Raw genomic sequence first — 21,988 nt, forward strand, 5'->3', positions numbered from 1 at the left:
ACTTATCTGCGTTTGAAGGCCAGCAACAAACCCACTACCGCGCCGGCTGCGCCGCATAGCAGCACTTTGTTGCGTATATCCTCGATCCCGCTCAATGAGCGGAACGCGCCCTGCAACCGGTTCCCGCCGAAGGAGAATAGCGTCTGCAGGCTGACGTATTCTCCGCCCCATTTGCCGAAAATGGCGTAGCCCGCGCCGAGGCCGACAAGGGCGAAGATAAAAATACCGATTAGTTTTCCCATCGTTTTTCCTCGTCTATTGATGCTCATCGTCCTGCAGGTGTGAATGACCTGCGCCAATTCCGGCTCCTGTGAAACGCTTTATTGTGGGTCGGACTTTAGTCCGACAGCGAATTTGCAGAACCCGTCGGGTTAAAACCCGACCCACAGGGGCAGCGGGTTTGGAGGTCGAACTTTAGTCCGACGCGGCAGGATGAACTAAACCCCTTGTCGGGTTGAAACCCGACCCACATTGTGTGCGGCTATTCATCGAGCAGTGTGATTCTAACCGATGCCGCCGGCCGCTCGATGGCCAATTCCACCTCGCAATACTCTGTATTCTCGCCAACCGGCGTCGGATCGTCCGCGCAACTGCATCCGGCGATCACGCTGGCGTAAAAGATGCCCGCACGCACGCTGACCTGTTTTTCGGTGGCACTCACGCGGTGAATCACGACCGTGATGGGTGCGGCGGCGACCTGGCTCCCCACTCGGAGCCCCTGCTGCAACGGCAAGGCATCCACCGCACGCGCCATTTCCCGCTTTAGAACCGTCTCGAACTGCGGCGTACCCCAGGCGGCCAGCGCCTGCCCGAAGTGCAGGCCATGCACTCTCGACATTAAACGCGCTTCTCCGGTTCTGCCAGTTCCTGCAACACGGCACGCAACAGTTGCCAGCAGCGCACCACCGATTCGATTTCGACCCGTTCGCCCGGCGCGTGCGCACCGCGAATGTCGGGGCCGAAAGAGATCATCTCCAGTTGCGGGTGGCTGGCCGCGAGCAGGCCGCATTCCAGTCCGGCATGGATCACCTGCAGATGGGCTGGCTGGCCGAATTGCGCGGCATAGACCTGCTGGCAGCGCGCCAGCAAGGCGGAATCCGGATTCGGAGTCCAGCCCGGATACGCGCCCTCCCTCCAGGCGCGCAGACCGTAACTGGCGGCAAAGGAGATCAGCTTGTCGGCCAGTGCGTCCGCGCTGGCATCGCGCAGCGAACGCACCTTGAACGTCACCTTCAGCACGCCCTGCTGCAATGAAAGTACGCCAAGATTGCTGGAGGTATCGGTGACGCCCGGGAAATCCTCGCTCATGCGCGCCACCCCGTTGAGCGCGGTATCGAGAAAGGCCAGCAGGCGGTCGCGCTCCGCCTCAGGCACCGCCCCGTTCGCCGGCGTATCGTCCAGTTCATAGCGGAACGCGACCGCCGGATCCTCCACGGCGAAGCGTTGCTGCCACGCTGCCTGCCGATGCGCCACCCATTCATCGATGCCCGGCACGGCGGCAGCGGGCAGCGCGCACACGGCGAAGGCCTCGCGCGGAATCGCGTTGCGCGCCGTGCCGCCCTGCATTTCGAGCAAACGGAAATCGGTGTGCGCTGCCAAGTCGTGCAGCGCCTCCGCCAGCAGCTTGATGGCGTTGCCGCGCCCGAGCTGGATGTCGATGCCGGAGTGACCGCCGCGCAGCCCGGTCACCTCAAAGCGCAAAAGCACATAACCCGGCGGCACGGCCTGCTGCGCGCAGTCGTGGCGCACCTCCGACACGTTACCGACTGTAGGTCGGGCTTCAGCCCGACTATGCGCTGTCGGGTTAAAACCCGACCTACACGCACCAGAGGGCTCCGCCCCACCGTGTCGCGAGCGCACCTCCGACTCGTTACCGACCGAGTCGGCCGTTTGCGGGAGGAGGTGCGATGCGCTCGCTCCCGCACCAGAGGGCTCCGCCCCACCGTGTCGCGAGCGCACCTCCACATCCACGCCGCCCGCGCAGCCCAGATAGAAATGCCCCCACTCTTCGGTATCCAGGTTGATCAGGGTCGTGCCTTGCAGGGTGCCCGGCAGCAGCCCGCGCGCGCCGTCCATGCCGGATTCCTCGTTCACGGTGAGCAGCACTTCCAGCGGCGGATGGATCCAGTCCGGCACTTCGAGCGCGGCCAGCGCCAGCGCCACGCCGATTCCGTTGTCCGCGCCCAGTGTCGTCTGTTCTGCCATCACCCAGCCGTCGCGCACCACCGCAGCGATCGCATCGCGCGCGAAGTCGTGCCGGGTGCCGGCATTGGCCTGGCACACCATGTCGAGATGGCCTTGCAGGATCACCCCGGGCAAAGACTCGCACCCCGGGCTGGCGGGTTTTTTCAGGATCAGATTTCCCGCTTCATCCACGATGGCCGTGATACCGCGTGCCTGCGCCCACGCCACCAGATGCGCGCGCAACGCGGCTTCGCACCGCGATGCGCGGGGAATTTCGCACAGTGTGGCGAAGTGCGACCACACCGCTTGCGGTTGCAGCGCGCGCAAATCGGCGGGCGCGTTCATCGAGCCGTCTCCCGCGGCATCGTCAGGGCGTTCAACGCATCTTCTCCACCGCGTCTTCCACCCGTTCCACGGCGATGATCGTCATGCCGTCGATCTTGTGCTTGGGCGCGTTGGCCTTGGGAATGATGGCGTGGGTGAAGCCGAGTTTGGCGGCTTCCTTCAGCCGTTCCTGGCCGCGCTGTACCGGGCGCACTTCGCCCGCCAGACCGACTTCGCCGAACACCACCATCTTTTCCGGCAACGGCTGGTTGCGCAAGCTGGAGACGATGGCAAGCAGCACTGCGAGGTCGGCCCCCGGCTCGGTGATCTTCACCCCGCCCACGGCATTGATGAACACGTCCTGGTCGAAGCAGGCGATGCCCGCGTGGCGGTGCAGCACGGCCAGCAGCATCGCCAGCCGGTTCTGTTCCAGCCCCAGCGACAAGCGGCGCGGGCTGGGCGAATGGGCTTCGTCGAGCAGCGCCTGGATCTCCACCAGCAAAGGCCGTGTGCCCTCCTGCGTCACCATCACGCACGAACCCGCCACCTGCGCGCCGTGTTGCGACAGGAACAGCGCGGACGGGTTGCTCACTTCGCGCAAGCCTTTCTCCGTCATGGCGAACACGCCCAGTTCATTCACCGCGCCGAAGCGGTTCTTGAACGCGCGGATGAGGCGGAAGCTGGAATGGGTGTCGCCCTCGAAATACAGCACGGTATCGACGATGTGTTCCAGCACTCTGGGGCCTGCCAGCGCGCCCTCCTTGGTGACATGGCCGACCAGGATCATGGTGGTGCCGCTGCTCTTCGCCTGCCGCGTCAGTTGCGCCGCGCATTCGCGCACCTGCGCCACCGAGCCGGGCGCACTCGTCAACTGTTCCGAGTACACGGTCTGGATGGAATCGATCACCACCACCTGCGGCTTTTCGTGCGCCACGGTGGCCTGGATCTTTTCGAGCTGAATCTCCGGCAGCAGGTGCACTTCGCGCGCATCCAGCGCGAGCCGCTTCGCGCGCAAGGCGATCTGCTGCGCCGATTCCTCGCCGCTGACATACAGGACTTTCTGATTCTGCGCGAGATGCGCCAGCGCCTGCAGCAACAGGGTCGATTTGCCGATGCCTGGGTCGCCGCCGATCAGCACCACGCCGCCCTCCACCAGCCCGCCGCCCAGCACGCGATCGAACTCGGCGATGCCGGTCGGCGTGCGCGAAATTTCGCTCGCTTCCACCTCCGCCAGTTGCTGCAATTTTCCCGATGCGGCCAGCGCGCTGTAGCGGTTCTTGCTCGCCGCCGGTGCGGCTTCCGCCACCGTCTCCACCAGCGTGTTCCACGCACCGCAATGCGGGCACTGGCCTTGCCACTTGGGCGATTGCCCGCCGCATTCGGTGCAACTGTAGATTGTTTTTGCCTTGGCCATGACCGCCTCTGAATTGATGCGGCAAGAATAGCCTAGTTTGCTTCGGTTAGAATAGCGGCATGCTCCGCCTGACCGAAATAAGACTGCCGCTCACCCATCCCGCCGAACACCTGAAGGCCGCGATCCTCAAGCGGCTGGGCATCGCCGCGTCCGAACTGCTCTCGTTCGCCATCTTCCGGCGCGGGCATGATGCGCGCAAAAAGAACGCGATCATGCGGGTCTATACCGTAGATGCGGAAGTGCGGAACGAAGCCGCGCTGCTGGCGCAGAAACTCCCGCAGGTCAGCCTGGCACCGGACATGCGCTACCGCCGTGTGGCGCAAGCGCCCAAGGATTTGCAGGAACGTCCGGTCGTGATCGGCACCGGCCCCTGCGGTTTGTTCGCCGGACTGCTGCTGGCGCAGATGGGCTTCCGCCCGATCATCCTCGAACGAGGCAAACCGGTGCGCGATCGAACGAAAGACACCTGGGGGCTGTGGCGCCAGGGCAAACTCGACCCGGAGTCCAACGTGCAGTTCGGCGAAGGCGGCGCAGGAACATTCTCCGACGGCAAGCTTTACAGCCAGATCAAGGACCCGCGTCATCTCGGCCGCAAGGTGCTGACCGAGTTCGTCAAGGCCGGCGCGCCGGAAGAGATCCTGTACGCGAGCCACCCGCACATCGGCACGTTCCGCCTGGTCGGCATGGTGGAACAGATGCGCCACGAAATGGAGCAACTCGGCGCGGAGTTCCGCTTCCAGAGCCGGGTGGAGGATATCGAGATCGACAATGGACAAGTCAGCGGCGTGCGCCTGGCGAACGGCGAGCGCATCGCCGCCCGCCATGTCGTGCTCGCCGTCGGCCACAGCGCGCGCGACACCTTCGCGATGCTGTACCGGCGCGGCGTGTACATGGAGGCCAAGCCCTTTGCCATCGGCTTCCGCATCGAGCATCCGCAGGCCCTCATCGACCGCGCGCGCCACGGCCCCAACGCGGGCAATGAATTGCTCGGCGCGGCGGATTACAAACTGGTGCACCACGCCAGCAACGGCCGCGCGGTGTACAGCTTCTGCATGTGTCCCGGCGGCACGGTGGTCGCCGCCACGTCCGAAGAAGGCCGCGTGGTGACCAACGGCATGAGCCAGTATTCGCGCAACGAACGCAACGCCAACAGCGGCATCGTGGTGAACATCACCCCGGACGATTATCCGGGCGACGTGCTGGCGGGGGTGGAGTTCCAGCGCCGGTGGGAATCGCGCGCGTTCGAGCTGGGCGGTCGCAGCTACAACGCACCGGCGCAGCGCGTCGGCGACTTCCTCGCCGGGCGACCCTCGACACACTTGGGCGAAGTCGTGCCCTCCTACACGCCCGGCGTGACCCCGACCGACCTTTCCACCGCCCTGCCCGACTACGTCATCGCCGCGATCCGCGAAGCGCTGCCTGCGTTCGACAAACAGATCAAGGGATTTGCCATGGACGATGCGGTGCTGACCGGCGTGGAAACGCGAACCTCATCGCCGGTGCGCATCAAACGCGGCGAGGATTACCAGAGCATCAACACCCGGGGGCTGTACCCGGGCGGGGAAGGCGCGGGTTACGCCGGCGGGATATTGTCCGCGGCGGTGGACGGCATCGAAATCGCGGAAGCGCTGGCGCTGGACATGCTGGTGTAGTGTTGCACGCCATCTGGAACTTATGCCAATGTGCGGCAAAGCGTTTGTGGGTCGTGATTTAGCACGACAGAGGGTTGAATTTATCCTGCCGCTGTCGGACTGAAGTCCGACCCACAAAACCCCCGCCGTCCCCTGTGGGTCGGGTTTCAACCCGACATGCGTTTGAATTTACCCTGCCGCTGTCGGACTGAAGTCCGACCCACAAGCGTTCGCAATAAGCGCCATCAAGGTGGCAACACCACACTGGATTGCCGACTCGCCTCCGGTTCGTTGCAGGGACTGGACAAATCACTGCGGGCACAATGCCACGGACCGTTCCGCCGTCGCGGGATGGCTGGCGAGATACGTCATCACCCGGTTGCCTTTCTCCTCTTTTTTCCCCTGCGGCAGCGGGCGCGCCGCTTCCAGCTTGTGCAGCATGGTGCTCAACAGGCACGGCGACATGCCGTTCTTGACAAGCGTGCGCGCCGCGTAATCATCGGCTTCGCGCTCCATCTCGCGCGAATAACCCGCCTCCAGCACCATCGCCGGCACGGTGGCCAGCAGCGTGCTGACATCGCCCATGGTCCAGGTCAGCACCAGACCGACCACCGAACTCTGCAACGCCCTGCGCAGCGCATGGCGCCGATCCACGTGGCCGCGCTCGTGGGCCAGAACTGCCAAAATCTCGTCGTCGTCCTGCGTCAATGCGACCAGTTCGTCCAGCAGCACGATGCTGCCATCCGGCAGGGCGAAAGCGTTGGCGCCGATCCCGGGCGCGCTGCGAAACTCGATACGGGATTCAAGCGCTGCGCCTGAGGCGGGAGCGATTCGGGCGTAGGCTGCGCGCAATGCCTGCCGGCGTTCGGGGGCGAGCGTGCTGGGGTGCAGCAGCACGCGATCCAGCGTTTCCAGCGAGGACGTTCCCATCTGCTGCAACAGCGCGGGCGGAACGCGCATCGCCACGACCTCTGCGCCCCAGGGCAGCAGGTAGCGATAGGCTACCGCAAACACGGCGGCGACGAGCAGCGCCGAGAACAGCGCCCAGCCCAGGCTGTGCTGCATGCGCTCCAGCCAGCTGCGGCGGTAGCCGCCCTGCGCCAGCAACGCATCGAGCGCGGCAGGGTCGGTCACTTCGCAGTGCCCGCCTCCGGGCAACTCCAGCCGGCGCGGCGTGTTGCCCAGCCGTTCCGAAAGCCGCACCTCGCGCAGCGGCCAGCGCAGTTCGAAATTCGTGCCGCGCAACCGAAGCTCCTCCCCGACGAGCGCGAGTTCAACCTGCTGCGCGGCGGCGGTCTTGCCGTCGAAATACTGTGCCTTCAGCATGTCAGAGCGAGATGTCAACGTCGAACATCTCGGCCGTCTCTTCGCCGGTGGCGCTGTCCGGCTGCGCCTGTCCGGCCACGAAGGCGGCCAGGTCGCCCTGCGCCAGCAATCCCATGCAAGACAGTTTGTAACGCGCCATGCGGATCTGCGCGAACGGGATAAACAGGCCCAGGGTGAACACGATCGCCAGCAGGTTGGTGAGGCTGATCTTCAGGTACGTGCCGACTGCCATGCGGCTGTACAGATCGTGTTCGCCGAGCCAGGTGCCGCTCCAGATCAGGTTCGGCAAGCCGACCGCCAGATAAGCGGCAATGAACAGGAACCACAGTGGCAACAACACGATCACCAGAGGCAGGCCGAGCACGCTGAACACCCCGACGAGCAGGGTCGCGCCCAGCAGCATGCCGAATGCCTTCAGATAAAGTTTGTAGAAGCTGCCGACCGTGGCGTCGAAGCGGAAGAAGGTGTCGCCAAAGCGGCTGTTGTTGTGCTGGTACTGCTTGATCTTGTAGTGCGTGAACGGCGCCAGCAGGTACAGGGTCAGCACGGTCAGGACGGGCAGCAGCAGAAAGACCGCATACGCCGCGCCGTCGCTGCCGGCAAAGCCGAAGCGCAGGCCGCGATAACTGCTGTTGTACAGCTTGAAGCGCAAGGAGCGCACGATCAGCCACGGCATCACGCCAGCGATCAGTAAGGCGAACAGGATGCCGAGCAGCGGATTCACCCGCCCGGCGATGGTGTAGGCCGCCAGCAGCACGAAGGCGATGATGCGCCCCTTGAGAATGGCGATGGGCATGCCGTGATATTCGAAACCGGCACCGGCCAGCCGCGTGTTGCGGTAGAAATATTGCAGCCGCCGCACTTTCGCCCACGCGCTGTAAATCCCCAGGGTCAGGATGGACAGCAGCAGATTGACGATCCAGATTCTGAAATATTCCCAGCCCTCGCCGGTGAATTCGAACTTGTGTTCCTGTTGTTGTGCCGGCATGTGTCCTCCCGAACGCGATGGCGCCTCCTCCCCGGAAGCGGGGGCACTATAACGTTGATGCGGCAAAATGACGATAGACAGGCAGGCTTGCAGCCCCGTTTGTTCCGGCAACAAAAAAGGCGGCCGCGGCCGCCTTTTCCGGTGATCCTTCCGCAGCGCCGGGTCAACCCCGGCCTGCGTTCAGTCGTCCCAGTCGGGGTAGTTCGGGATGCGCACGGTGTCCTCGTCGAACACGCCGTCCTTCGCCCGCGTGTGGCAGGCATCGCAATAGCTCAACGATTTGACGTCCTTGTTGCCCTTGATCATTTTCTCGGGAATCTCGTGGTGCTTGCGCTTGATGTAACGCACTTCGGTGATGCGCAGCGGCGCTTCGTTTTCGGTCGCCACGGCAATCTTGCGCGCGCGCTTGTAGTACGACTTGTCGGCCGCATTCTCCAGAGCGAAAGCGCGGATCGTCGCCAGCGTGTCGGCATCGAGCTGTGCATTTTCGCCAAAGTGGTCGGACAGGGCCTTGTCATTCAATAGTTTCTCCCACGATGGGCTGGGCAGCAGTCCGGGCTGATAGGCGAAATGGCATGAGCCGCACTCCTCCTGATAAGCGGCGTTTTTCACCGGATTGAATTCTTTCTGGCGGAAAGGATTAGCCAGCCAACTCCAGATATTTTCTTCGGCTTGTACGGCGGGTGCGCCAGCCGCAAGCGCCACCAGCAGCAACAACGATTTCAACTTTGATTGCATCATTTTCTCCTAGAATTATTGGGCCAGCATAAAGGTCAGGAAATCCGTCTTTTCCTGCGCGGTGCAATCCCGCCCCCAGGTGTCGTTGCAGTTGCGCTTGAACCACTTTTCCATTTTCTTGACATCGGTATAGCGCTCCGGATTCACTTTGGCCGACATCGGGTGGATCACCTTGCCTGTCTTGTGATGCTTGCCTTCCTTGGCGAAGTCGCTGTTGTGGCAGGTGGTGGAACACGACATTTTTTCGCCATCAATCACGACCTCGCGCACCCAGTTCTGCCTTCCTTTGTCAGGATCGGCCATGCCGGCCCCTTCGGACTGATATTTTTTCAACAGTTCATCGCTCGCCGGCGAGGCCATCGCCAGCGCAGACAGCATCATGCCCAGCACACACCCCATCGCTAAAATTGTTCTCATATTGGTTCCTTAAATTACCAGGTGAGTTTGATGCCGACGATCATGGCCGCGGCGCCCAGTTCCGCAATGGCGGCATGGCTGGTTTTTGTGCTTGATCGGACCGATTTGGTAATGCCATAAGCCATCAATCCGGCGCCGGTTACCCCGAGCATCATGTGCAGGTTGTCAGGATCGCTCCAGCCATCTTCCAGATGAAAATCATCCCAGTGCGTGATGAACCCGGACGTGACTGTCGAGAGCGCAAGAATGCCGGTTGCTCGGGCCAGGGTGGCGTGCGTACCATCGGTATTACGCGGCACGGTACCGCTGGAAGGTGGCGTGAGCGCAGTGGCAATCGCCGCAGTTACGGTGGCCAAACCCAGCACTAGGTGAGTGTTGCTTCCGGTCAGCCAGGGCGGATCGAATTCGGGCTGCGCGGCAGGTGCGGCGGCCTGCTGTTTTTTGGTCAGGACGCCGTCATTTGCGGCCACCATCAATGGCTGCGAATGCTGCGCGTACACCTGTGCCGGCGTCGAAAGGTCGAGCGCGAGATCCTCCTGCGCCCAGGCCGCGCCGTGCCCTGCCAAAACACATGCACCTAGCAGCATTATTTTGTATCGTTGTTGCATAAAGAATCTCCAAGATTATTGAAGCAATTAAATAACCGCCCTGTATTGCGCCCTACCCCATCGTTTTTTTGTATTCCGGATCTTTGTCCGAATGGTTACCGCGTTTCGCTAAACCTTGCGTTTCATCCCAGTCACCATCGCACGCACGAGATTTTCGTGATGCTGGATGCTACCCACGATCACCCCCAACAGATGCAACGGAATCAGCACCAAGGCGGCATTGACCAACCAGACATGGGCGTGACGAAAAAAATAAGCCGTATTGTCGCCCAACCGATTCGCCAAAAAGAGCAAGGGCCCTTCGTAATCGACCACCCCCAGGGTGAGGAAGCCGAGCATAAAAATTGACATCAGGAGCGCCAACAAGGAGAACACCATCAAGGCACCCGCCGGGTTGTGCCCGTAATAATGCGGCACCGGTCCGTTACGCATCGAACGAACATATATCATGGTTTCTTGGGGGGAAAACAGGAAAGATTTGAATCGGGCGTAGGAGTTACCCGCGAAGCCCCAGAAAAGGCGGAAGACCAGCAAGGCCAGCAGCACATAACCCAGCCAGACATGGAAATTCAGGAGATGAACCTCGGCGGCCAGATAGGTCAACCCAAAACAGATAACAAGCGCCCAGTGAAACAGCCGCACCGGCAAATCCCATATCTTGACGTGTGTTTCATCCATGTGCGCCATAACTGAATTTCCTGCGTCTTTCTGATCTTTTTTTAATTGTTTAATTGCGAGAAGCGCGCGCATATTACTGCTTAAAAAACGTTTTGCAAGCGATTTTTGAAGGGGCGATGCGGGGGGGGGGGGGGGGGGGGGGGCCCGTTTCAGGGCTCACGAAATACCCATTTTATCGGGGTTTTCGCCTCGTTCTAAAATCGGATAAAACCCGTGTGCCAAAGAACGTCAATGCAGAGGCTGAAGTAGCTACTGTTAAGGGCACGGCGCGACGCGCGAACGGTTATCTTTATTCAAAACGCTTGAAATCTGAAAATCGCCCCCCATAACCATCCGGCACAAAACAGGAGAGGCCAATGGAACAGCAGGAAAACAAAGCACAAATCTCGCAGCAGGAAGCCGGGGCAACGATCGAAACGAGCGCAGCACAAGTCGCCGACAAGGTTCCCAGTCTGGAGGAAATGCTGCAGGAGGCCGAGCGCAAGGCCCAGGAACATTACGACGCCTGGATGTACGCGAAAGCCGAAGGCGAAAACATCCGCCGCCGCGCCGCCGAAGACGTGAGCAAGGCGCAGAAGTTCGCGGTAGAGCGTTTCTCCAACGAAATGCTGGCCGTGATGGACAGCCTGCAGGCTGGCTTGGCCGTTGAGACCGAGAACGTGGAAAGTTTCAAGAGCGGCATGGAACTGACGCTCAAGCAACTTTCCAGCGTGTTCGAAAAGTTCAATATCAAGGAAATCAACCCGGTCGGCGAGAAGCTCGACCCGCACAAGCACCAGGCCATCGGCGTGGTGGATAGCGAACAGGAAGCGAACACGGTGGTCAGCGTGATGCAGAAGGGCTACACGCTGAATGAGCGCGTCCTGCGTCCGGCGCTTGTGATGGTGGCGAAAGCAAAAGAATAAGCGGAAAGGGGAAATCGTTTGCCTTGTTTTCTGGGCTCCGCGCTTACCCTCCCCCTCCCCTTCCCCGCCAACACTCTTGAAATACGCAATACCCGCCCCATTTTAGGCGACAGCAGATTTACGGATACAACACAATTCAACGGAAAGGAAAAGCATCATGGGAAAAATCATCGGCATCGACCTCGGCACGACGAATTCTTGCGTGGCGATCATGGAAAACGGCAAGACCAAGGTGATCGAGAACGCGGAAGGCGCGCGCACCACACCGTCCATCATCGCCTACATGGAGGACGGTGAAGTGCTGGTCGGCGCACCCGCCAAACGCCAGGCGGTGACCAATCCGAAGAACACCCTGTACGGCGTGAAGCGCCTGATCGGCCGCCGCTTTGAAGAGCCGATGGTACAGAAGGACATCAACATGGTGCCCTACTCCATCGTCAAGGCAAAAAACGGCGACGCTTGGGTCAAGGTGCGCGACAAAGATATCTCCGCACCGGAAATTTCCGCTGAAGTGCTGATGAAAATGAAGAAGACTGCCGAGGACTATCTGGGCGAACCGGTCACCGAAGCGGTCATCACCGTGCCCGCCTACTTCAACGACAGCCAGCGCCAGGCCACCAAGGACGCGGGCCGCATCGCGGGTCTGGACGTGAAGCGCATCATCAACGAACCGACCGCGGCTGCCCTGGCGTTCGGCATGGACAAGAAAGAAGGCGACCGCAAGATCGCGGTGTATGACCTGGGTGGCGGCACGTTCGACATCTCCATCATCGAGATCGCCGAGATCGACGGCGAGCACCAGTTCGAAGTGCTGTCCACCAACGGCGACACCTTCCTCGGTGGTGAAGACTTCGATATGCGCATCATCGACTTCCTGATCGACGAGTTCAAAAAAGAAAGCGGCGTGGATCTGAAGAAAGACATGCTGGCGCTGCAACGTCTGAAGGATGCTGCGGAAAAAGCCAAGATCGAGCTGTCTTCCGCGCAACAGACCGAGGTGAACCTGCCTTACATCACTGCCGACGCGACCGGCCCGAAACACCTGGCCGTGAAAATCACCCGCGCCAAGCTGGAAAGCCTGGTGGAAGACCTGATCGCGCGCACCATCGAGCCGTGCAAGATCGCGATGAAAGATGCGGGCGTCAGCAATGCGGACATCGCCGACGTGATCCTGGTCGGCGGTCAGACCCGCATGCCCAAGGTGCAAGATAAAGTCAAAGAGTTCTTTGGCAAGGAACCGCGCAAGGACGTGAACCCGGACGAAGCCGTCGCGGTCGGCGCGGCTATTCAGGGCGGCGTGTTGCAGGGCGAAGTGAAGGATGTGCTGTTGCTGGACGTGACTCCGTTGTCGCTCGGTATCGAGACCATGGGCGGCGTGATGACCAAACTCATCAAGAAGAACACCACCATCCCGACCAAAGCATCGCAGGTGTTCTCCACCGCCGACGACAACCAGTCCGCCGTGACCATCCATGTGCTGCAAGGCGAGCGCGAGATGTCATCCGGCAACAAGAGCTTGGGCCAGTTCAACCTGTCCGACATCCCGCCCGCACCGCGCGGCATGCCGCAGATCGAAGTGACCTTCAACATCGACGCCAACGGTATCCTGCACGTGAGCGCGAAAGACAAGGCCACCAACAAGGAAGCCAACATCACCATCAAGGCCAGCTCTGGCTTGAGCGAGGATGAGATTCAACGCATGGTGGCCGATGCTGAAGCGCACGCCGACGAAGACAAGAAGGCGATGGAACTGGTGACTTCGCGCAACCAGCTGGACGCGCTGATCCACTCCACCAATAAGTCGATGAAGGACTATGGCGAGCAACTTTCTGCAGACGAGAAGGCTGCGATTGAAACCGCACTGAAGGAAGCAGAAGAAGTGGTGAAGGGTGACGACAAGGCCGCCATCGAAGCCAAGACTGAAGCACTGGCGACTGCCGCGCAGAAGCTGGGCGAAAAGATGTACGCCGCCGAGCAGGCAAAAGCACAGGCCGCGCAAGGAGGGTCGCAACCGGAAGCTAAGGCAGACGAAGGCGACGTGGTGGATGCGGAATTTACGGAAGTGAAAGACAAGAAGTAAGAGGGGAATTTCTTGACGTTGTAACCGGTGGGGCGCGTGCGCCCCACCGTCACATGGAAATAACATGAGCAAGCGCGACTATTACGAAATCCTCGGCATCAACCGCGATGCATCGGAGGAAGACATCAAAAAGGCTTATCGCAAGCTGGCGATGAAGCACCACCCCGACCGCAATCCGGACAATCCGAAAGCGGAGGAGCAATTCAAGGAAGCCAAGGAAGCTTACGAAACCTTGTCCGATGGGCAGAAGCGCGCGGCTTACGATCAGTATGGTCATGCGGCATTCGAGGCGGGCGGCATGGGCGGCGGCAATCCGTTTGGCAGCAATGGTGCGGGGGCGCAGGGCTTCGATTTTGGCGACATCTTCGGCGACATCTTTGGCGGCGGACGCGGCGGACGCAGTCAGGCGCACCGCGGTGCCGATCTGCGTTACAACATGGAAATTACCCTGGAGGAGGCCGCACGCGGCACCACCAAGCAAATTCGCATTCCGGTCATGGAAGAATGCGAGACCTGCCATGGCACCGGCGCCAAACCCGGCACTTCTCCCGTCACCTGCTCCACGTGCGGCGGCCAGGGGCAAGTGCGGGTGCAGCAGGGCTTCTTCTCCATCCAGCAGACCTGTCCCCGTTGTCACGGCAGCGGCAAGCAGATCAGTTCGCCCTGTGGTACCTGCCATGGCTCCGGCCGCATCAAGCAACACAAGACGCTGGAGATCAAGATCCCGGCCGGGATCGACAATGGCATGCGCCTGCGCCACAGTGGCCACGGCGAAGCAGGTTCGCACGGCGCGCCGCATGGCGATCTGTATGTCGAAATCCATATCAAACCGCACAGCGTGTTCGAGCGCGACGGCGATGACCTGCATTGCGAGATGCCAATCAGTTTCACCACTGCCGCACTCGGCGGCGAGATCGAGATCCCCACGCTCGATGGGGCGGCACGCATCAAAATTCCGCCGGAAACCCAGAGCGGCAGGCAGTTCCGTCTGCGCGGCAAAGGCATCAAGGGCATGCGCACCCATGCCCACGGCGATCTGCATTGCCATGTCATCGTGGAAACGCCGTCCAACCTGACCGACCGCCAGAAAGAACTGTTGCGTGAATTCGAAGCGATCAGCCAGCAAGACACGGCACGCCACAGTCCGCGCGCCAAGTCATGGATGGCAAAGGTGAAAGAGTTCTTCGGGCAATAAGCCGGCTTGACAGCCACAGGCCTGACCCAAGTCCGGCCCACAACAAAGGGAGGAAGCCGCATGCAGATCAAAGCCCTCGGCCACATCGTGCTCAAGGTCGGCAATCTCGAACGATCGATCGCTTTCTACCGTGACACACTGGGCATGAAGGAAGTCGCCCGCTATCGCGACGCGATGGCTTTCTTCACGCTCGGCGACAACCACCACGATCTCGGCCTGATGCAACTCGGCGCAAACCCGCCCCCTGCCGATCCCGGCGCAGTCGGTTTGTACCATGTGGCTTTCAAGGTCGGCGATAGTCTGGACGAGTTGCGCGCGTGCAAAGCCCATCTGGAAGCGCACGGTGTCGGCATTTTCGGCATGAGCGACCACGGCGTGAGCCAATCCCTCTACATCCAGGATCCGGACGGCATCGAGATCGAGTTGTATGTGGATGCCAATCCCGCGATCTGGCGCGATGACCCGGGTGCGGTATTAACGACCCGCCGCTTGCAGATTTAAAAAATGGCGAAAATACCGTAATTCGTTTTATGATGCGCCACAGTTTTCCCATCCCGAAAGGAGCAACCCCATGACTAGCGGCCTCATCCTGCTCGGCATCTGCCTTGTCACGCTGATTTACGGCATCAGTCTGTACAACTACCTGGTCAGCCTCAAACACGCGGTGAGCAAGGCGTGGGCTAACATTGACGTACTGCTCAAGCAGCGCCACGATGAACTGCCCAAGCTGGTCGAGGTGTGCAAACAGTACAAGCAGTTTGAACAGGAAACTCTGCAACGGGTGATCGAGGCTCGTTCGCAAGTGCAAAGCGCGCGCGAAGGACAGGACATTGCCGCGCTCGGCAAAGCGGAAGGAATGCTGCGCATGGGTCTCGGGAATATTTTCGCGGTGGCGGAAGCGTATCCGGAATTGAAAACCAACGAAAATTTCATGCAACTGCAAAACCGCATCACCGGACTGGAGAACGGCATCGCCGACCGGCGCGAGCTGTATAACGAATCGGTCAATATCTACAACGTGGGAATCGAACAGTTTCCGGCGGTGCTGATCGCCAACCTGTTCGCCTATCAACCCAAGCCCTTGCTGGAGTTCGCCGCCGCCGAAAAAACGGACGTGAACCTGAAATCCCTGTTTAGCTAGGAACTTATTTACACCTCGATAACCAAAATCCGGGATTCTCAATCCAGCGGATCTCCGACGAAATTACAACCCAACGACACAAGGAAAAACGGTATGAAAAAACTCATCGCATTGACGGTAACCTTGGTATTTTCGCAGCCCGTTTTGGCCGCGAATATCAACACCCTGCAAAATCTGGCCCAGGGTGAATTTCGCGGTTTTTCAGAAGACCTGGGCTCTGCCCTCAGCTATAAAGGCGTGGTTCCGGCCGAACCGCTTGGGATCACCGGTTTCGATCTGGGTCTGGAAGTCACGCAAACCTCACTTGCCAAAAGCAAAGGGCTGTGGAGCAAGGTCGGCACCCGCAATATCGACAATCTGTATGTTCCAAAACTGCATGTCACCAAGGGACTGCCGCTGAACATCGACGTCGGCGGATTCTTTTCCGCCATTCCCTCCACCGGTATCAAGCTTTACGGTGGCGAATTGCGCTGGGCGATCCTGCCTGGCAGCACGACGCTTCCCGCCATCGCACTGCGCGGCTCGTTGACCAAACTTTCCGGTGTAAACCAGTTGTCTTTTGACACCCGGGGTGTTGATGTATCCATCTCCAAAGGTTTTGCCATGTTCACGCCCTTTGCCGGGGTCGGCCAGGTGTGGACCCGTAGCAACCCGGATGCCTCCACCACTCTGTCCAAGGAAACCTTTTCGAAGAACAAATACTTCGTCGGTGCCAATCTGAACCTGGGAATAAGCAACCTGGCAGCCGAATACGACAAGACCGGTTCGGCTGACTCGGTCAGTGTCAAACTGGGCTTACGCTTCTAACACCTGTTTCGGGCCATAACGGGGAAAGCGATGCTAACCTCCTTGCGGCGGCGTTACACACAACTTATCACCTCCGGCGGGCAACTGCTCTTGTTGCTTGCCGGTTTTCAGCTTCAATCCCGCAGTTCATGGTTATGGGTTTTGGGCAGCATGGCTGTCATCAGCCTGTTTGCATGGCTCTCTGTTTTGCACCGACAGCGCCTGATCGTTGGAACCCCCACTTCGCGCATCGCTTCGGCGGCCCAGGGTTATGTCGAACTGCTGGGAAATGCACGCCCGGAAGGCGCACCCATTTTAAGCAAATACTTGATGCTCCCATGCCTCTGGTATCGCTACCAGGTCGAACGCAAGAACCACAAGAACCAATGGCGCACCGTGGAAACGGGCGAGAGCAGCGCCCCCTTTCGCCTTGATGATGGCAGCGGAGACTGCGTCATCGACCCGCGCGGCGCCGAAATCATCGCGCGGCACAAGGATAACTGGCGGGTCGGCAACGAGCGCTATACCGAATGGAAACTGCTGGAACAGGACGAGGTCTATGCGCTGGGCGAATTCAAGACGATCGGCGGCAGCAATGACCCGGTTACCCATGACAAATTGGTCAAACAAGTCCTGTCCGACTGGAAACTGGATAACGCGAACATGCTGCAGCGCTTTGATTTGAATGGCAACGGGCTGCTCGACATGGATGAATGGCTGCTGGCGCGACAAGCCGCCAAACGCGAGGCCCGCAAACGTCTGGACGCAGCACGCGCAAAACCGGATACACATTTCATGCTCAAGCCACGCGATGGTCGCCTTTTTCTCATCAGCAACCTGTCACCGGAAAAGCTGGCCCGCCGCTACGCCTTGTGGATCGGATTGAATCTGATGATCTTTTTCGGCGCACTGGGCGGAATCGCCTGGGTTCTCTAGTAATGAACTACGGTCGCTCCAAGCTACAGGGCTGACCCATCCATTTCCCCAGTGCGAATGCGAATGACTTTTTCCACCGATGTAACAAAAATTTTTCCATCGCCAATCTTGCCGGTATGCGCCGCCTTGACGATCGCATCAACCGCTGTTTCAAGCATGTCAGAGCCCACCACAATCTCGACTTTGATCTTCGGCAAAAAATCCACCACGTATTCTGCGCCACGATAAAGTTCGGTATGACCTTTCTGCCTTCCGAATCCCTTGACTTCGGTAACCGTTAGGCCGCTGACCCCCAACTCCGCAAGGGCTTCCCGCACTTCATCGAGCTTGAATGGTTTGACGATGGCTTCAATCTTTTTCATGGCACACTCCCTCAATCGATCATGTTCGCGGGCAAGTATAGCGGAATCGGGCAAAATAGGCGCGCCACCGTTTGTTACCCAAGACAAACGAGGCGTTAAACGGGTTGGCTTAAAAAGAGACGCTTGAAATTTTGGCAGGTAGTCTCAGCCACTTCCTCAATTGGCATATTTTTCAACCTGGCAATTTCCTTGGCAACATATTGCACGAAAGCCGGCTGATTGGTTTCCCCTCGATGCGGGACGGGGGCAAGGTAGGGCGAGTCGGTCTCGATTAATATTCGATCCAGTGGAACGTCTCGCGCAACGTCTCTGATGGATGCGGCATTCTTGAAAGTCAAAATGCCCGAAAAAGAGATGTAGAAGCCCAGATCAATGGCTGCCAGGGCGACTGCCTGGCTTTCCGTGAAACAGTGCATCACCCCGCCCACACGCTCTGCCTTTCCTTCCCTCATGATGCGCAAGGTATCATCGGCAGCAGACCGTGTATGAATGATGAGTGGTTTGCCGCATGCAATGGCTGAGCGGATATGGAGGCGGAAACGTTCACGCTGCCAATCAAGATTTCCAGACAGCCGGTAGTAATCCAGTCCGGTTTCTCCGATGGCAACAACTTTGGGGTCTAGCGCCAGTCTAACCAGTTCTTCTTCGGCAGGCTCATTCTCCATTTCGTAATCCGGGTGAACTCCCACCGAGGCGTAAAGGTTTTCGTGGGTATTTGCCAATTCGATTGCTTGTATGGCACTTGGCAGATCAACGGCCACACAGAGTGCATGAGTCACTTGGTGACGGCGCATGTTGGCCAGGACATTATCAATGTCCTGTTTGAGTTCCGGGAAGTTGAGATGACAGTGAGAATCGATGAACATGGGATGATCAGGATGCGAAAAATCTTCGATAAGAAATCAGGATTGATTCCATGAACAATTTCTGGTTTAGGGGGTGATAGGCTGCACTGCGGGCGGCCAGGAGCTCTTTTTGATAGTTCAGCATACCGGCTATTGTGACATTATCCGCCAGCGCCAGGATCGTCGAGACACGTTCAGGAAAATAGCGCACAACTCCAGCCAGCTTGGCGCTGGTCAAATCGTGACACCATTGCTGGAGGCAATGAACGACCTGGACTGGCTCACTGTGTTGCAGGGACTCGCTCAAGGTCAACGGATCAAATCTGGATGGATGAGGAAGGCTGTTTAGCAGGACGGTGCGTGCTTCCGTGCCTGCTTCTGGCCATGACAGGGACTGCAGTGGGGCGCCCCCGCTTTGTGCCAGAGCCTGCTCGGGCGAAGCAACCCCTTGTCGTGCCAGCCATGCCACCCCCATCTCTTTCGTCGGCGGTTGAACCGTGAAGGTTTGGCACCGGCTGATGATGGTAGGCAAAAGTTGTTGCGGTTTGTGGCTGACCAGAAGAAACAACACATTGGCCGATGGCTCCTCCAGCGTTTTGAGCAGGGAGTTGGCTGCGGAGGCGTTCATCGATTCCGCCGGATGAATCAATATGATCTTGTATCCCCCGCTTTGGGAAGAAATGCTGGAAAAATCGACCAATTCCCGGATCTGGGTAACCGAAACCTCGCGGGAAGGTTTTTTGCTGTTCGCTTTGCCTTCCTCTTCATCTTCACTCAATGCCTTGGGTTGAACCAGTCTGAAATCGGGATGACTGTCCTGTTCAAACCAGCGGCATGATTTGCATACGCCGCAAGCCATGCCGCTGCCCGTCGGCTGTTCACACAACAGCGATTGGGCGAAATTTAACGCCAGGTCGAGCTTTCCTATTCCTTGAGCCCCTTTAATCAACAAGGCGTTTGGTAAACGCTTGCGCAATTCCTGCAAGGTTTGCCATGATGCAATCACCCATGGATATAGTTCATTCATATCATATAGTTGATGCTATATGTGAAAGTTCTTTCTCAACTTCTTGGAGGCTCTTTTCGGCGTGAATGATGATAAAACGGTGCGGCATTTTGGCGGCCCGGTCAAGATAGGCTTGGCGCACGCGCTGAAAGAACGCACCTTGCTCCTGTTCGAATCGATCAAGGCTGACATTGCCAGCCAAACGCTGGCGTGCAATTTCGATCGGAATGTCGAACAACAGGGTCAGGTCAGGCTGCAATCCACCTTGCACCCATTGCTCCAGTTGCTCCAATTTCGGAATTCCGACTCCCCTGCCACCTCCCTGATAGGCAAAGCTGGCATCGCTGAATCGGTCTGAGATGACCCATTTCCCGCTTTGCAAAGCGGGGCGGATCACTTGTTCCAGATGTTCGCACCGGGCTGCGAACATCAGCATGGCTTCGGTCTCGGCGTGCATCTGCTCATGGAGCAGAATCTCCCGAAGTTTTTCGCCTAGCGGGGTTCCGCCCGGCTCGCGCGTCAGCAGCAAATCGATGCCGCGTTGACGCAGTGCGCCGGTGAACCATGCCATGTGGGTGCTTTTCCCTGCACCGTCCACACCTTCGAAAGTTATAAATTTTGCCTGGGTCATTGTTTTAGCTGGTATTTCCGCACCGCCTTATTATGTGCTGTCAGAGAATCAGAAAATTCCGAGCTGCCATCACCGCGTGCTACAAAATAAAGGGCCCTGCTTTTGGCAGGATGCGTAACTGCCCACAAAGATTTAAGCCCTGGCTGGGCGATCGGTGTTGGCGGCAACCCGCTCCGAGCATACGTATTGTAAGGGGTATCGGCAATCAGGTCGCGCTTACGCAGATTACCGTCAAAACGCGCCCCCAAGCCATAGATGACCGTCGGATCAGTCTGTAGGCGCATTCCAAGCCGCAATCGATTAATGAAGACTGCCGCAATCAGGGTGCGATCTGCCTCCCTGCCGGTTTCCTTTTCCACGATAGAGGCCAGAATCAGTGCTTCATAGGGCGAAGCAAGTGGCAAGTCTGAATCGCGCTGCGCCCAGGCTTGGGCCAGATTTTGCTGCATGAGTTGATAGGCGCGCTGCAATACACGCAAGTCGCTACTGCCTCCGGAGAAATTATAGGTGTCAGGAAAGAACAACCCTTCGGCCGCAGCTTCAGTCGCGCCGATTCGTTGCAATAGCGCCTGCTCGGTCAGGGATGAACTGTCGTGCTTGAGATCCGGATGAGCGTCCATCACAGCGCGCATCTCCCTGAACGTCAATCCTTCGACGAAGGTAATCTGACTTTGCGATGATTTTCCTGAACTGATCATATCCAGCAGTTCAAGACGCGAAACCGGCTTATCCAGCTGATAATTGCCGAATTTTATCTGGCGAGTCTTGCCCAGCAGCCGCCCTAACCGGACGAATGACGCTTCATCTGCAATCGCACCAGCCTGTCTCATTTGGAGAGCGGCACTTTTGAGGCTGCTCCCGGGTTTGAGTGAAAATTGGAGCGGGGTTTGCAGCAACGGCATGGGTGAATTGGCAAAATATAACGCGTAGCCCAGCACTCCGCCCAAGACCATGACCAGGAGGGAAATGCGCTTCAAGTTAAGCCTCTTCTTCAGCCAACGCATTACGAATCCGGTTAGACCAGAGGTGCTGGGTGCAAAAGTATCCTGGAAATTCGCGGATTGACCACAATCCGAAGACGCTATTCACCAGAAAGATTTCGTCTGCGGTTTGCAGATCGGCCAACTGCAAGGGGCCAACAGTACAAACAATATGATGTTTTTCAGCCCAGGAGATTACCCGCTCACGTTGTACACCGGCGACCCCGCATCTTCCCAACTCCGGGGTCAAGAGCCTTCCATCCCTCACCATAAACAGGTTGGAACGGGTTCCGCCAATCACATCGCCGGCCTCGTCCAGCAGCAATCCTTCCGGCTTGCCCGCATCCCGGCATTCGGACGCGGCCAACACATTTTCAAGACGGTTGAGGTGTTTGATCCCGGCCAGGGCGGGCTGATGTCCAAGCCGGATGTTGCAAACATGGAGTGAAACTCCGGCAGTCCAGAAGTCCGGAGGATATTGGGGGAACGGTTGGCAATCCACAACGCGGGTACATTCACGGGTCGCGGGAATGGCATAGCCGCGCTGGCCACGGCCACGGGTAACGATGATCTTGACGACCGCAGTTTCCTGCTGCTCCGCAACCCGTTTTATTTCATTCAATAGAACAGTGTCGGCGGGGCAATCGAGCGCAAGGGCACTGCAATCGCGCCTCAACTTATCTGCATGGCGCTTCCAGTTGAGAGGGAGTCCGTTGCGGATGCGCAGGGTGCGAAACACCCCGTCGCCATAGGACAGCCCGCGATCTTCGGCGTGTACGCAGTCGTTCGGCTGTCCGTTGACCAACATCGTGG

The 21,988-nt window shown here is 58.9% G+C and carries 24 protein-coding genes; 8 read left to right on the forward strand and 16 right to left on the reverse strand.

The annotated features are described in order from the left end of the window. Positions 1-2: 2 nt before the first annotated feature. From ACKTSJ_RS06390 to radA, 4 genes are all read right to left on the reverse strand, one after another. The gene (locus ACKTSJ_RS06390; protein ID WP_407898508.1) at positions 3-299 is read right to left on the reverse strand and encodes a hypothetical protein; all 297 of its coding nucleotides are present in this window, start codon (positions 297-299) and stop codon (positions 3-5) included. Between the two features lie 182 nt (positions 300-481). Then, complete coding sequence (locus ACKTSJ_RS06395; protein WP_407898510.1) at positions 482-838, reverse strand: hypothetical protein; 357 nt, start codon at positions 836-838, stop codon at positions 482-484. Further along, positions 838-2,529, reverse strand: coding sequence for a M20/M25/M40 family metallo-hydrolase (locus tag ACKTSJ_RS06400; protein ID WP_407898512.1), 1,692 nt, complete (start codon positions 2,527-2,529; stop codon positions 838-840). Before ACKTSJ_RS06400 ends, ACKTSJ_RS06395 begins: the two co-directional genes overlap by 1 nt. Positions 2,530-2,560: 31 nt before the next feature. Next, positions 2,561-3,922, reverse strand: coding sequence for a DNA repair protein RadA (gene radA / locus ACKTSJ_RS06405; protein ID WP_407898514.1), 1,362 nt, complete (start codon positions 3,920-3,922; stop codon positions 2,561-2,563). 59 nt (positions 3,923-3,981) lie between these two features. On the opposite strand from radA, the gene ACKTSJ_RS06410 reads away from it, so the two are divergent. After that, the gene (locus tag ACKTSJ_RS06410) at positions 3,982-5,574 is read left to right on the forward strand and encodes an NAD(P)/FAD-dependent oxidoreductase (RefSeq protein ID WP_407898515.1); all 1,593 of its coding nucleotides are present in this window, start codon (positions 3,982-3,984) and stop codon (positions 5,572-5,574) included. Positions 5,575-5,862: 288 nt separating this feature from the next. Here the strand turns inward: ACKTSJ_RS06410 and ACKTSJ_RS06415 are convergent, their stop codons facing one another. The 6 genes from ACKTSJ_RS06415 to ACKTSJ_RS06440 all read right to left on the reverse strand — a co-directional run bounded on the left by ACKTSJ_RS06415 (position 5,863) and on the right by ACKTSJ_RS06440 (position 10,380). Continuing rightward, a complete protein-coding gene (locus tag ACKTSJ_RS06415; RefSeq protein WP_407898517.1) occupies positions 5,863-6,879 on the reverse strand; it encodes a M48 family metallopeptidase in 1,017 nt (338 codons plus the stop codon). A 1-nt stretch (position 6,880) separates the two neighbouring features. Continuing rightward, positions 6,881-7,867: a YjgN family protein gene (locus tag ACKTSJ_RS06420; RefSeq protein ID WP_407898519.1), complete on the reverse strand. Its 987-nt coding sequence runs from the start codon at positions 7,865-7,867 to the stop codon at positions 6,881-6,883. Between the two features lie 180 nt (positions 7,868-8,047). Then, a complete protein-coding gene (locus ACKTSJ_RS06425) occupies positions 8,048-8,605 on the reverse strand; it encodes a diheme cytochrome c (RefSeq protein ID WP_407898521.1) in 558 nt (185 codons plus the stop codon). Between the two features lie 15 nt (positions 8,606-8,620). Next, positions 8,621-9,022, reverse strand: a complete 402-nt coding sequence (locus ACKTSJ_RS06430) for a DUF1924 domain-containing protein (protein ID WP_407898523.1) — start codon at positions 9,020-9,022, stop codon at positions 8,621-8,623. A 14-nt stretch (positions 9,023-9,036) separates the two neighbouring features. Beyond that, positions 9,037-9,609, reverse strand: coding sequence for a hypothetical protein (locus tag ACKTSJ_RS06435; protein ID WP_407898525.1), 573 nt, complete (start codon positions 9,607-9,609; stop codon positions 9,037-9,039). Between the two features lie 129 nt (positions 9,610-9,738). Then, the gene (locus tag ACKTSJ_RS06440) at positions 9,739-10,380 is read right to left on the reverse strand and encodes a cytochrome b/b6 domain-containing protein (RefSeq protein ID WP_407898527.1); all 642 of its coding nucleotides are present in this window, start codon (positions 10,378-10,380) and stop codon (positions 9,739-9,741) included. 284 nt (positions 10,381-10,664) lie between these two features. Here ACKTSJ_RS06440 and grpE point away from each other — a divergent pair, with 284 nt between their 5' ends. From grpE to ACKTSJ_RS06475, 7 genes are all read left to right on the forward strand, one after another. Then, positions 10,665-11,213: a nucleotide exchange factor GrpE gene (gene grpE / locus ACKTSJ_RS06445; protein WP_407898529.1), complete on the forward strand. Its 549-nt coding sequence runs from the start codon at positions 10,665-10,667 to the stop codon at positions 11,211-11,213. A gap of 157 nt (positions 11,214-11,370) precedes the next feature. Then, entirely contained in the window at positions 11,371-13,293 is a 1,923-nt protein-coding gene (gene dnaK / locus ACKTSJ_RS06450) for a molecular chaperone DnaK (protein ID WP_407898531.1), read from the forward strand. Positions 13,294-13,357: 64 nt separating this feature from the next. After that, positions 13,358-14,488, forward strand: coding sequence for a molecular chaperone DnaJ (gene dnaJ, locus ACKTSJ_RS06455; RefSeq protein ID WP_407898533.1), 1,131 nt, complete (start codon positions 13,358-13,360; stop codon positions 14,486-14,488). Between the two features lie 60 nt (positions 14,489-14,548). Then, complete coding sequence (locus ACKTSJ_RS06460; protein WP_407898535.1) at positions 14,549-14,989, forward strand: VOC family protein; 441 nt, start codon at positions 14,549-14,551, stop codon at positions 14,987-14,989. A gap of 70 nt (positions 14,990-15,059) precedes the next feature. After that, positions 15,060-15,629, forward strand: coding sequence for a LemA family protein (locus ACKTSJ_RS06465; protein WP_407898537.1), 570 nt, complete (start codon positions 15,060-15,062; stop codon positions 15,627-15,629). A gap of 93 nt (positions 15,630-15,722) precedes the next feature. After that, positions 15,723-16,436 carry a hypothetical protein gene (locus ACKTSJ_RS06470; protein WP_407898539.1) on the forward strand — a complete coding sequence of 238 codons (714 nt, stop codon included), beginning with the start codon at positions 15,723-15,725 and terminating at the stop codon, positions 16,434-16,436. A 150-nt stretch (positions 16,437-16,586) separates the two neighbouring features. Then, positions 16,587-17,351, forward strand: a complete 765-nt coding sequence (locus ACKTSJ_RS06475; RefSeq protein ID WP_407898541.1) for a hypothetical protein — start codon at positions 16,587-16,589, stop codon at positions 17,349-17,351. A gap of 23 nt (positions 17,352-17,374) precedes the next feature. Here the strand turns inward: ACKTSJ_RS06475 and ACKTSJ_RS06480 are convergent, their stop codons facing one another. From ACKTSJ_RS06480 to pabC, 6 genes are all read right to left on the reverse strand, one after another. Beyond that, the gene (locus tag ACKTSJ_RS06480) at positions 17,375-17,713 is read right to left on the reverse strand and encodes a P-II family nitrogen regulator (RefSeq protein WP_407898543.1); all 339 of its coding nucleotides are present in this window, start codon (positions 17,711-17,713) and stop codon (positions 17,375-17,377) included. A 95-nt stretch (positions 17,714-17,808) separates the two neighbouring features. Continuing rightward, positions 17,809-18,579 carry a TatD family hydrolase gene (locus ACKTSJ_RS06485; protein ID WP_407898545.1) on the reverse strand — a complete coding sequence of 257 codons (771 nt, stop codon included), beginning with the start codon at positions 18,577-18,579 and terminating at the stop codon, positions 17,809-17,811. 7 nt (positions 18,580-18,586) lie between these two features. Continuing rightward, positions 18,587-19,585: a DNA polymerase III subunit delta' gene (holB, locus tag ACKTSJ_RS06490; RefSeq protein ID WP_407898547.1), complete on the reverse strand. Its 999-nt coding sequence runs from the start codon at positions 19,583-19,585 to the stop codon at positions 18,587-18,589. Position 19,586: 1 nt separating this feature from the next. Further along, the gene (tmk, locus tag ACKTSJ_RS06495) at positions 19,587-20,195 is read right to left on the reverse strand and encodes a dTMP kinase (RefSeq protein ID WP_407898549.1); all 609 of its coding nucleotides are present in this window, start codon (positions 20,193-20,195) and stop codon (positions 19,587-19,589) included. Beyond that, positions 20,192-21,199, reverse strand: a complete 1,008-nt coding sequence (mltG, locus tag ACKTSJ_RS06500) for an endolytic transglycosylase MltG (RefSeq protein WP_407898551.1) — start codon at positions 21,197-21,199, stop codon at positions 20,192-20,194. Before mltG ends, tmk begins: the two co-directional genes overlap by 4 nt. Continuing rightward, positions 21,174-21,983 (reverse strand): aminodeoxychorismate lyase, encoded by an 810-nt coding sequence (pabC, locus tag ACKTSJ_RS06505; RefSeq protein WP_407898553.1) that lies wholly within the window; start codon positions 21,981-21,983, stop codon positions 21,174-21,176. Before pabC ends, mltG begins: the two co-directional genes overlap by 26 nt. Between the last annotated feature and the right edge of the window lie 5 nt (positions 21,984-21,988).

It is taken from the genome of Ferrigenium sp. UT5 (assembly GCF_045866295.1).
GTDB lineage: Bacteria > Pseudomonadota > Gammaproteobacteria > Burkholderiales > Gallionellaceae > Sideroxyarcus.

Bases quoted from the DNA above. Each gene is read 5' to 3' on its own strand.
- ACKTSJ_RS06395 (WP_407898510.1), bottom strand. From the start codon at position 838: ATGTCGAGAGTGCATGGCCTGCACTTCGGGCAGGCGCTGGCCGCCTGG.
- ACKTSJ_RS06400 (WP_407898512.1), bottom strand. From the start codon at position 2,529: ATGAACGCGCCCGCCGATTTGCGCGCGCTGCAACCGCAAGCGGTGTGG.
- radA (WP_407898514.1), bottom strand. From the start codon at position 3,922: ATGGCCAAGGCAAAAACAATCTACAGTTGCACCGAATGCGGCGGGCAA.
- ACKTSJ_RS06410 (WP_407898515.1), top strand. From the start codon at position 3,982: ATGCTCCGCCTGACCGAAATAAGACTGCCGCTCACCCATCCCGCCGAA.
- ACKTSJ_RS06415 (WP_407898517.1), bottom strand. From the start codon at position 6,879: ATGCTGAAGGCACAGTATTTCGACGGCAAGACCGCCGCCGCGCAGCAG.
- ACKTSJ_RS06420 (WP_407898519.1), bottom strand. From the start codon at position 7,867: ATGCCGGCACAACAACAGGAACACAAGTTCGAATTCACCGGCGAGGGC.
- ACKTSJ_RS06425 (WP_407898521.1), bottom strand. From the start codon at position 8,605: ATGCAATCAAAGTTGAAATCGTTGTTGCTGCTGGTGGCGCTTGCGGCT.
- ACKTSJ_RS06430 (WP_407898523.1), bottom strand. From the start codon at position 9,022: ATGAGAACAATTTTAGCGATGGGGTGTGTGCTGGGCATGATGCTGTCT.
- ACKTSJ_RS06435 (WP_407898525.1), bottom strand. From the start codon at position 9,609: ATGCTGCTAGGTGCATGTGTTTTGGCAGGGCACGGCGCGGCCTGGGCG.
- ACKTSJ_RS06440 (WP_407898527.1), bottom strand. From the start codon at position 10,380: ATGCGCGCGCTTCTCGCAATTAAACAATTAAAAAAAGATCAGAAAGAC.
- grpE (WP_407898529.1), top strand. From the start codon at position 10,665: ATGGAACAGCAGGAAAACAAAGCACAAATCTCGCAGCAGGAAGCCGGG.
- dnaK (WP_407898531.1), top strand. From the start codon at position 11,371: ATGGGAAAAATCATCGGCATCGACCTCGGCACGACGAATTCTTGCGTG.
- dnaJ (WP_407898533.1), top strand. From the start codon at position 13,358: ATGAGCAAGCGCGACTATTACGAAATCCTCGGCATCAACCGCGATGCA.
- ACKTSJ_RS06460 (WP_407898535.1), top strand. From the start codon at position 14,549: ATGCAGATCAAAGCCCTCGGCCACATCGTGCTCAAGGTCGGCAATCTC.
- ACKTSJ_RS06465 (WP_407898537.1), top strand. From the start codon at position 15,060: ATGACTAGCGGCCTCATCCTGCTCGGCATCTGCCTTGTCACGCTGATT.
- ACKTSJ_RS06470 (WP_407898539.1), top strand. From the start codon at position 15,723: ATGAAAAAACTCATCGCATTGACGGTAACCTTGGTATTTTCGCAGCCC.
- ACKTSJ_RS06475 (WP_407898541.1), top strand. From the start codon at position 16,587: ATGGCTGTCATCAGCCTGTTTGCATGGCTCTCTGTTTTGCACCGACAG.
- ACKTSJ_RS06480 (WP_407898543.1), bottom strand. From the start codon at position 17,713: ATGAAAAAGATTGAAGCCATCGTCAAACCATTCAAGCTCGATGAAGTG.
- ACKTSJ_RS06485 (WP_407898545.1), bottom strand. From the start codon at position 18,579: ATGTTCATCGATTCTCACTGTCATCTCAACTTCCCGGAACTCAAACAG.
- holB (WP_407898547.1), bottom strand. From the start codon at position 19,585: ATGAATGAACTATATCCATGGGTGATTGCATCATGGCAAACCTTGCAG.
- tmk (WP_407898549.1), bottom strand. From the start codon at position 20,195: ATGACCCAGGCAAAATTTATAACTTTCGAAGGTGTGGACGGTGCAGGG.
- mltG (WP_407898551.1), bottom strand. From the start codon at position 21,199: ATGCGTTGGCTGAAGAAGAGGCTTAACTTGAAGCGCATTTCCCTCCTG.
- pabC (WP_407898553.1), bottom strand. From the start codon at position 21,983: ATGTTGGTCAACGGACAGCCGAACGACTGCGTACACGCCGAAGATCGC.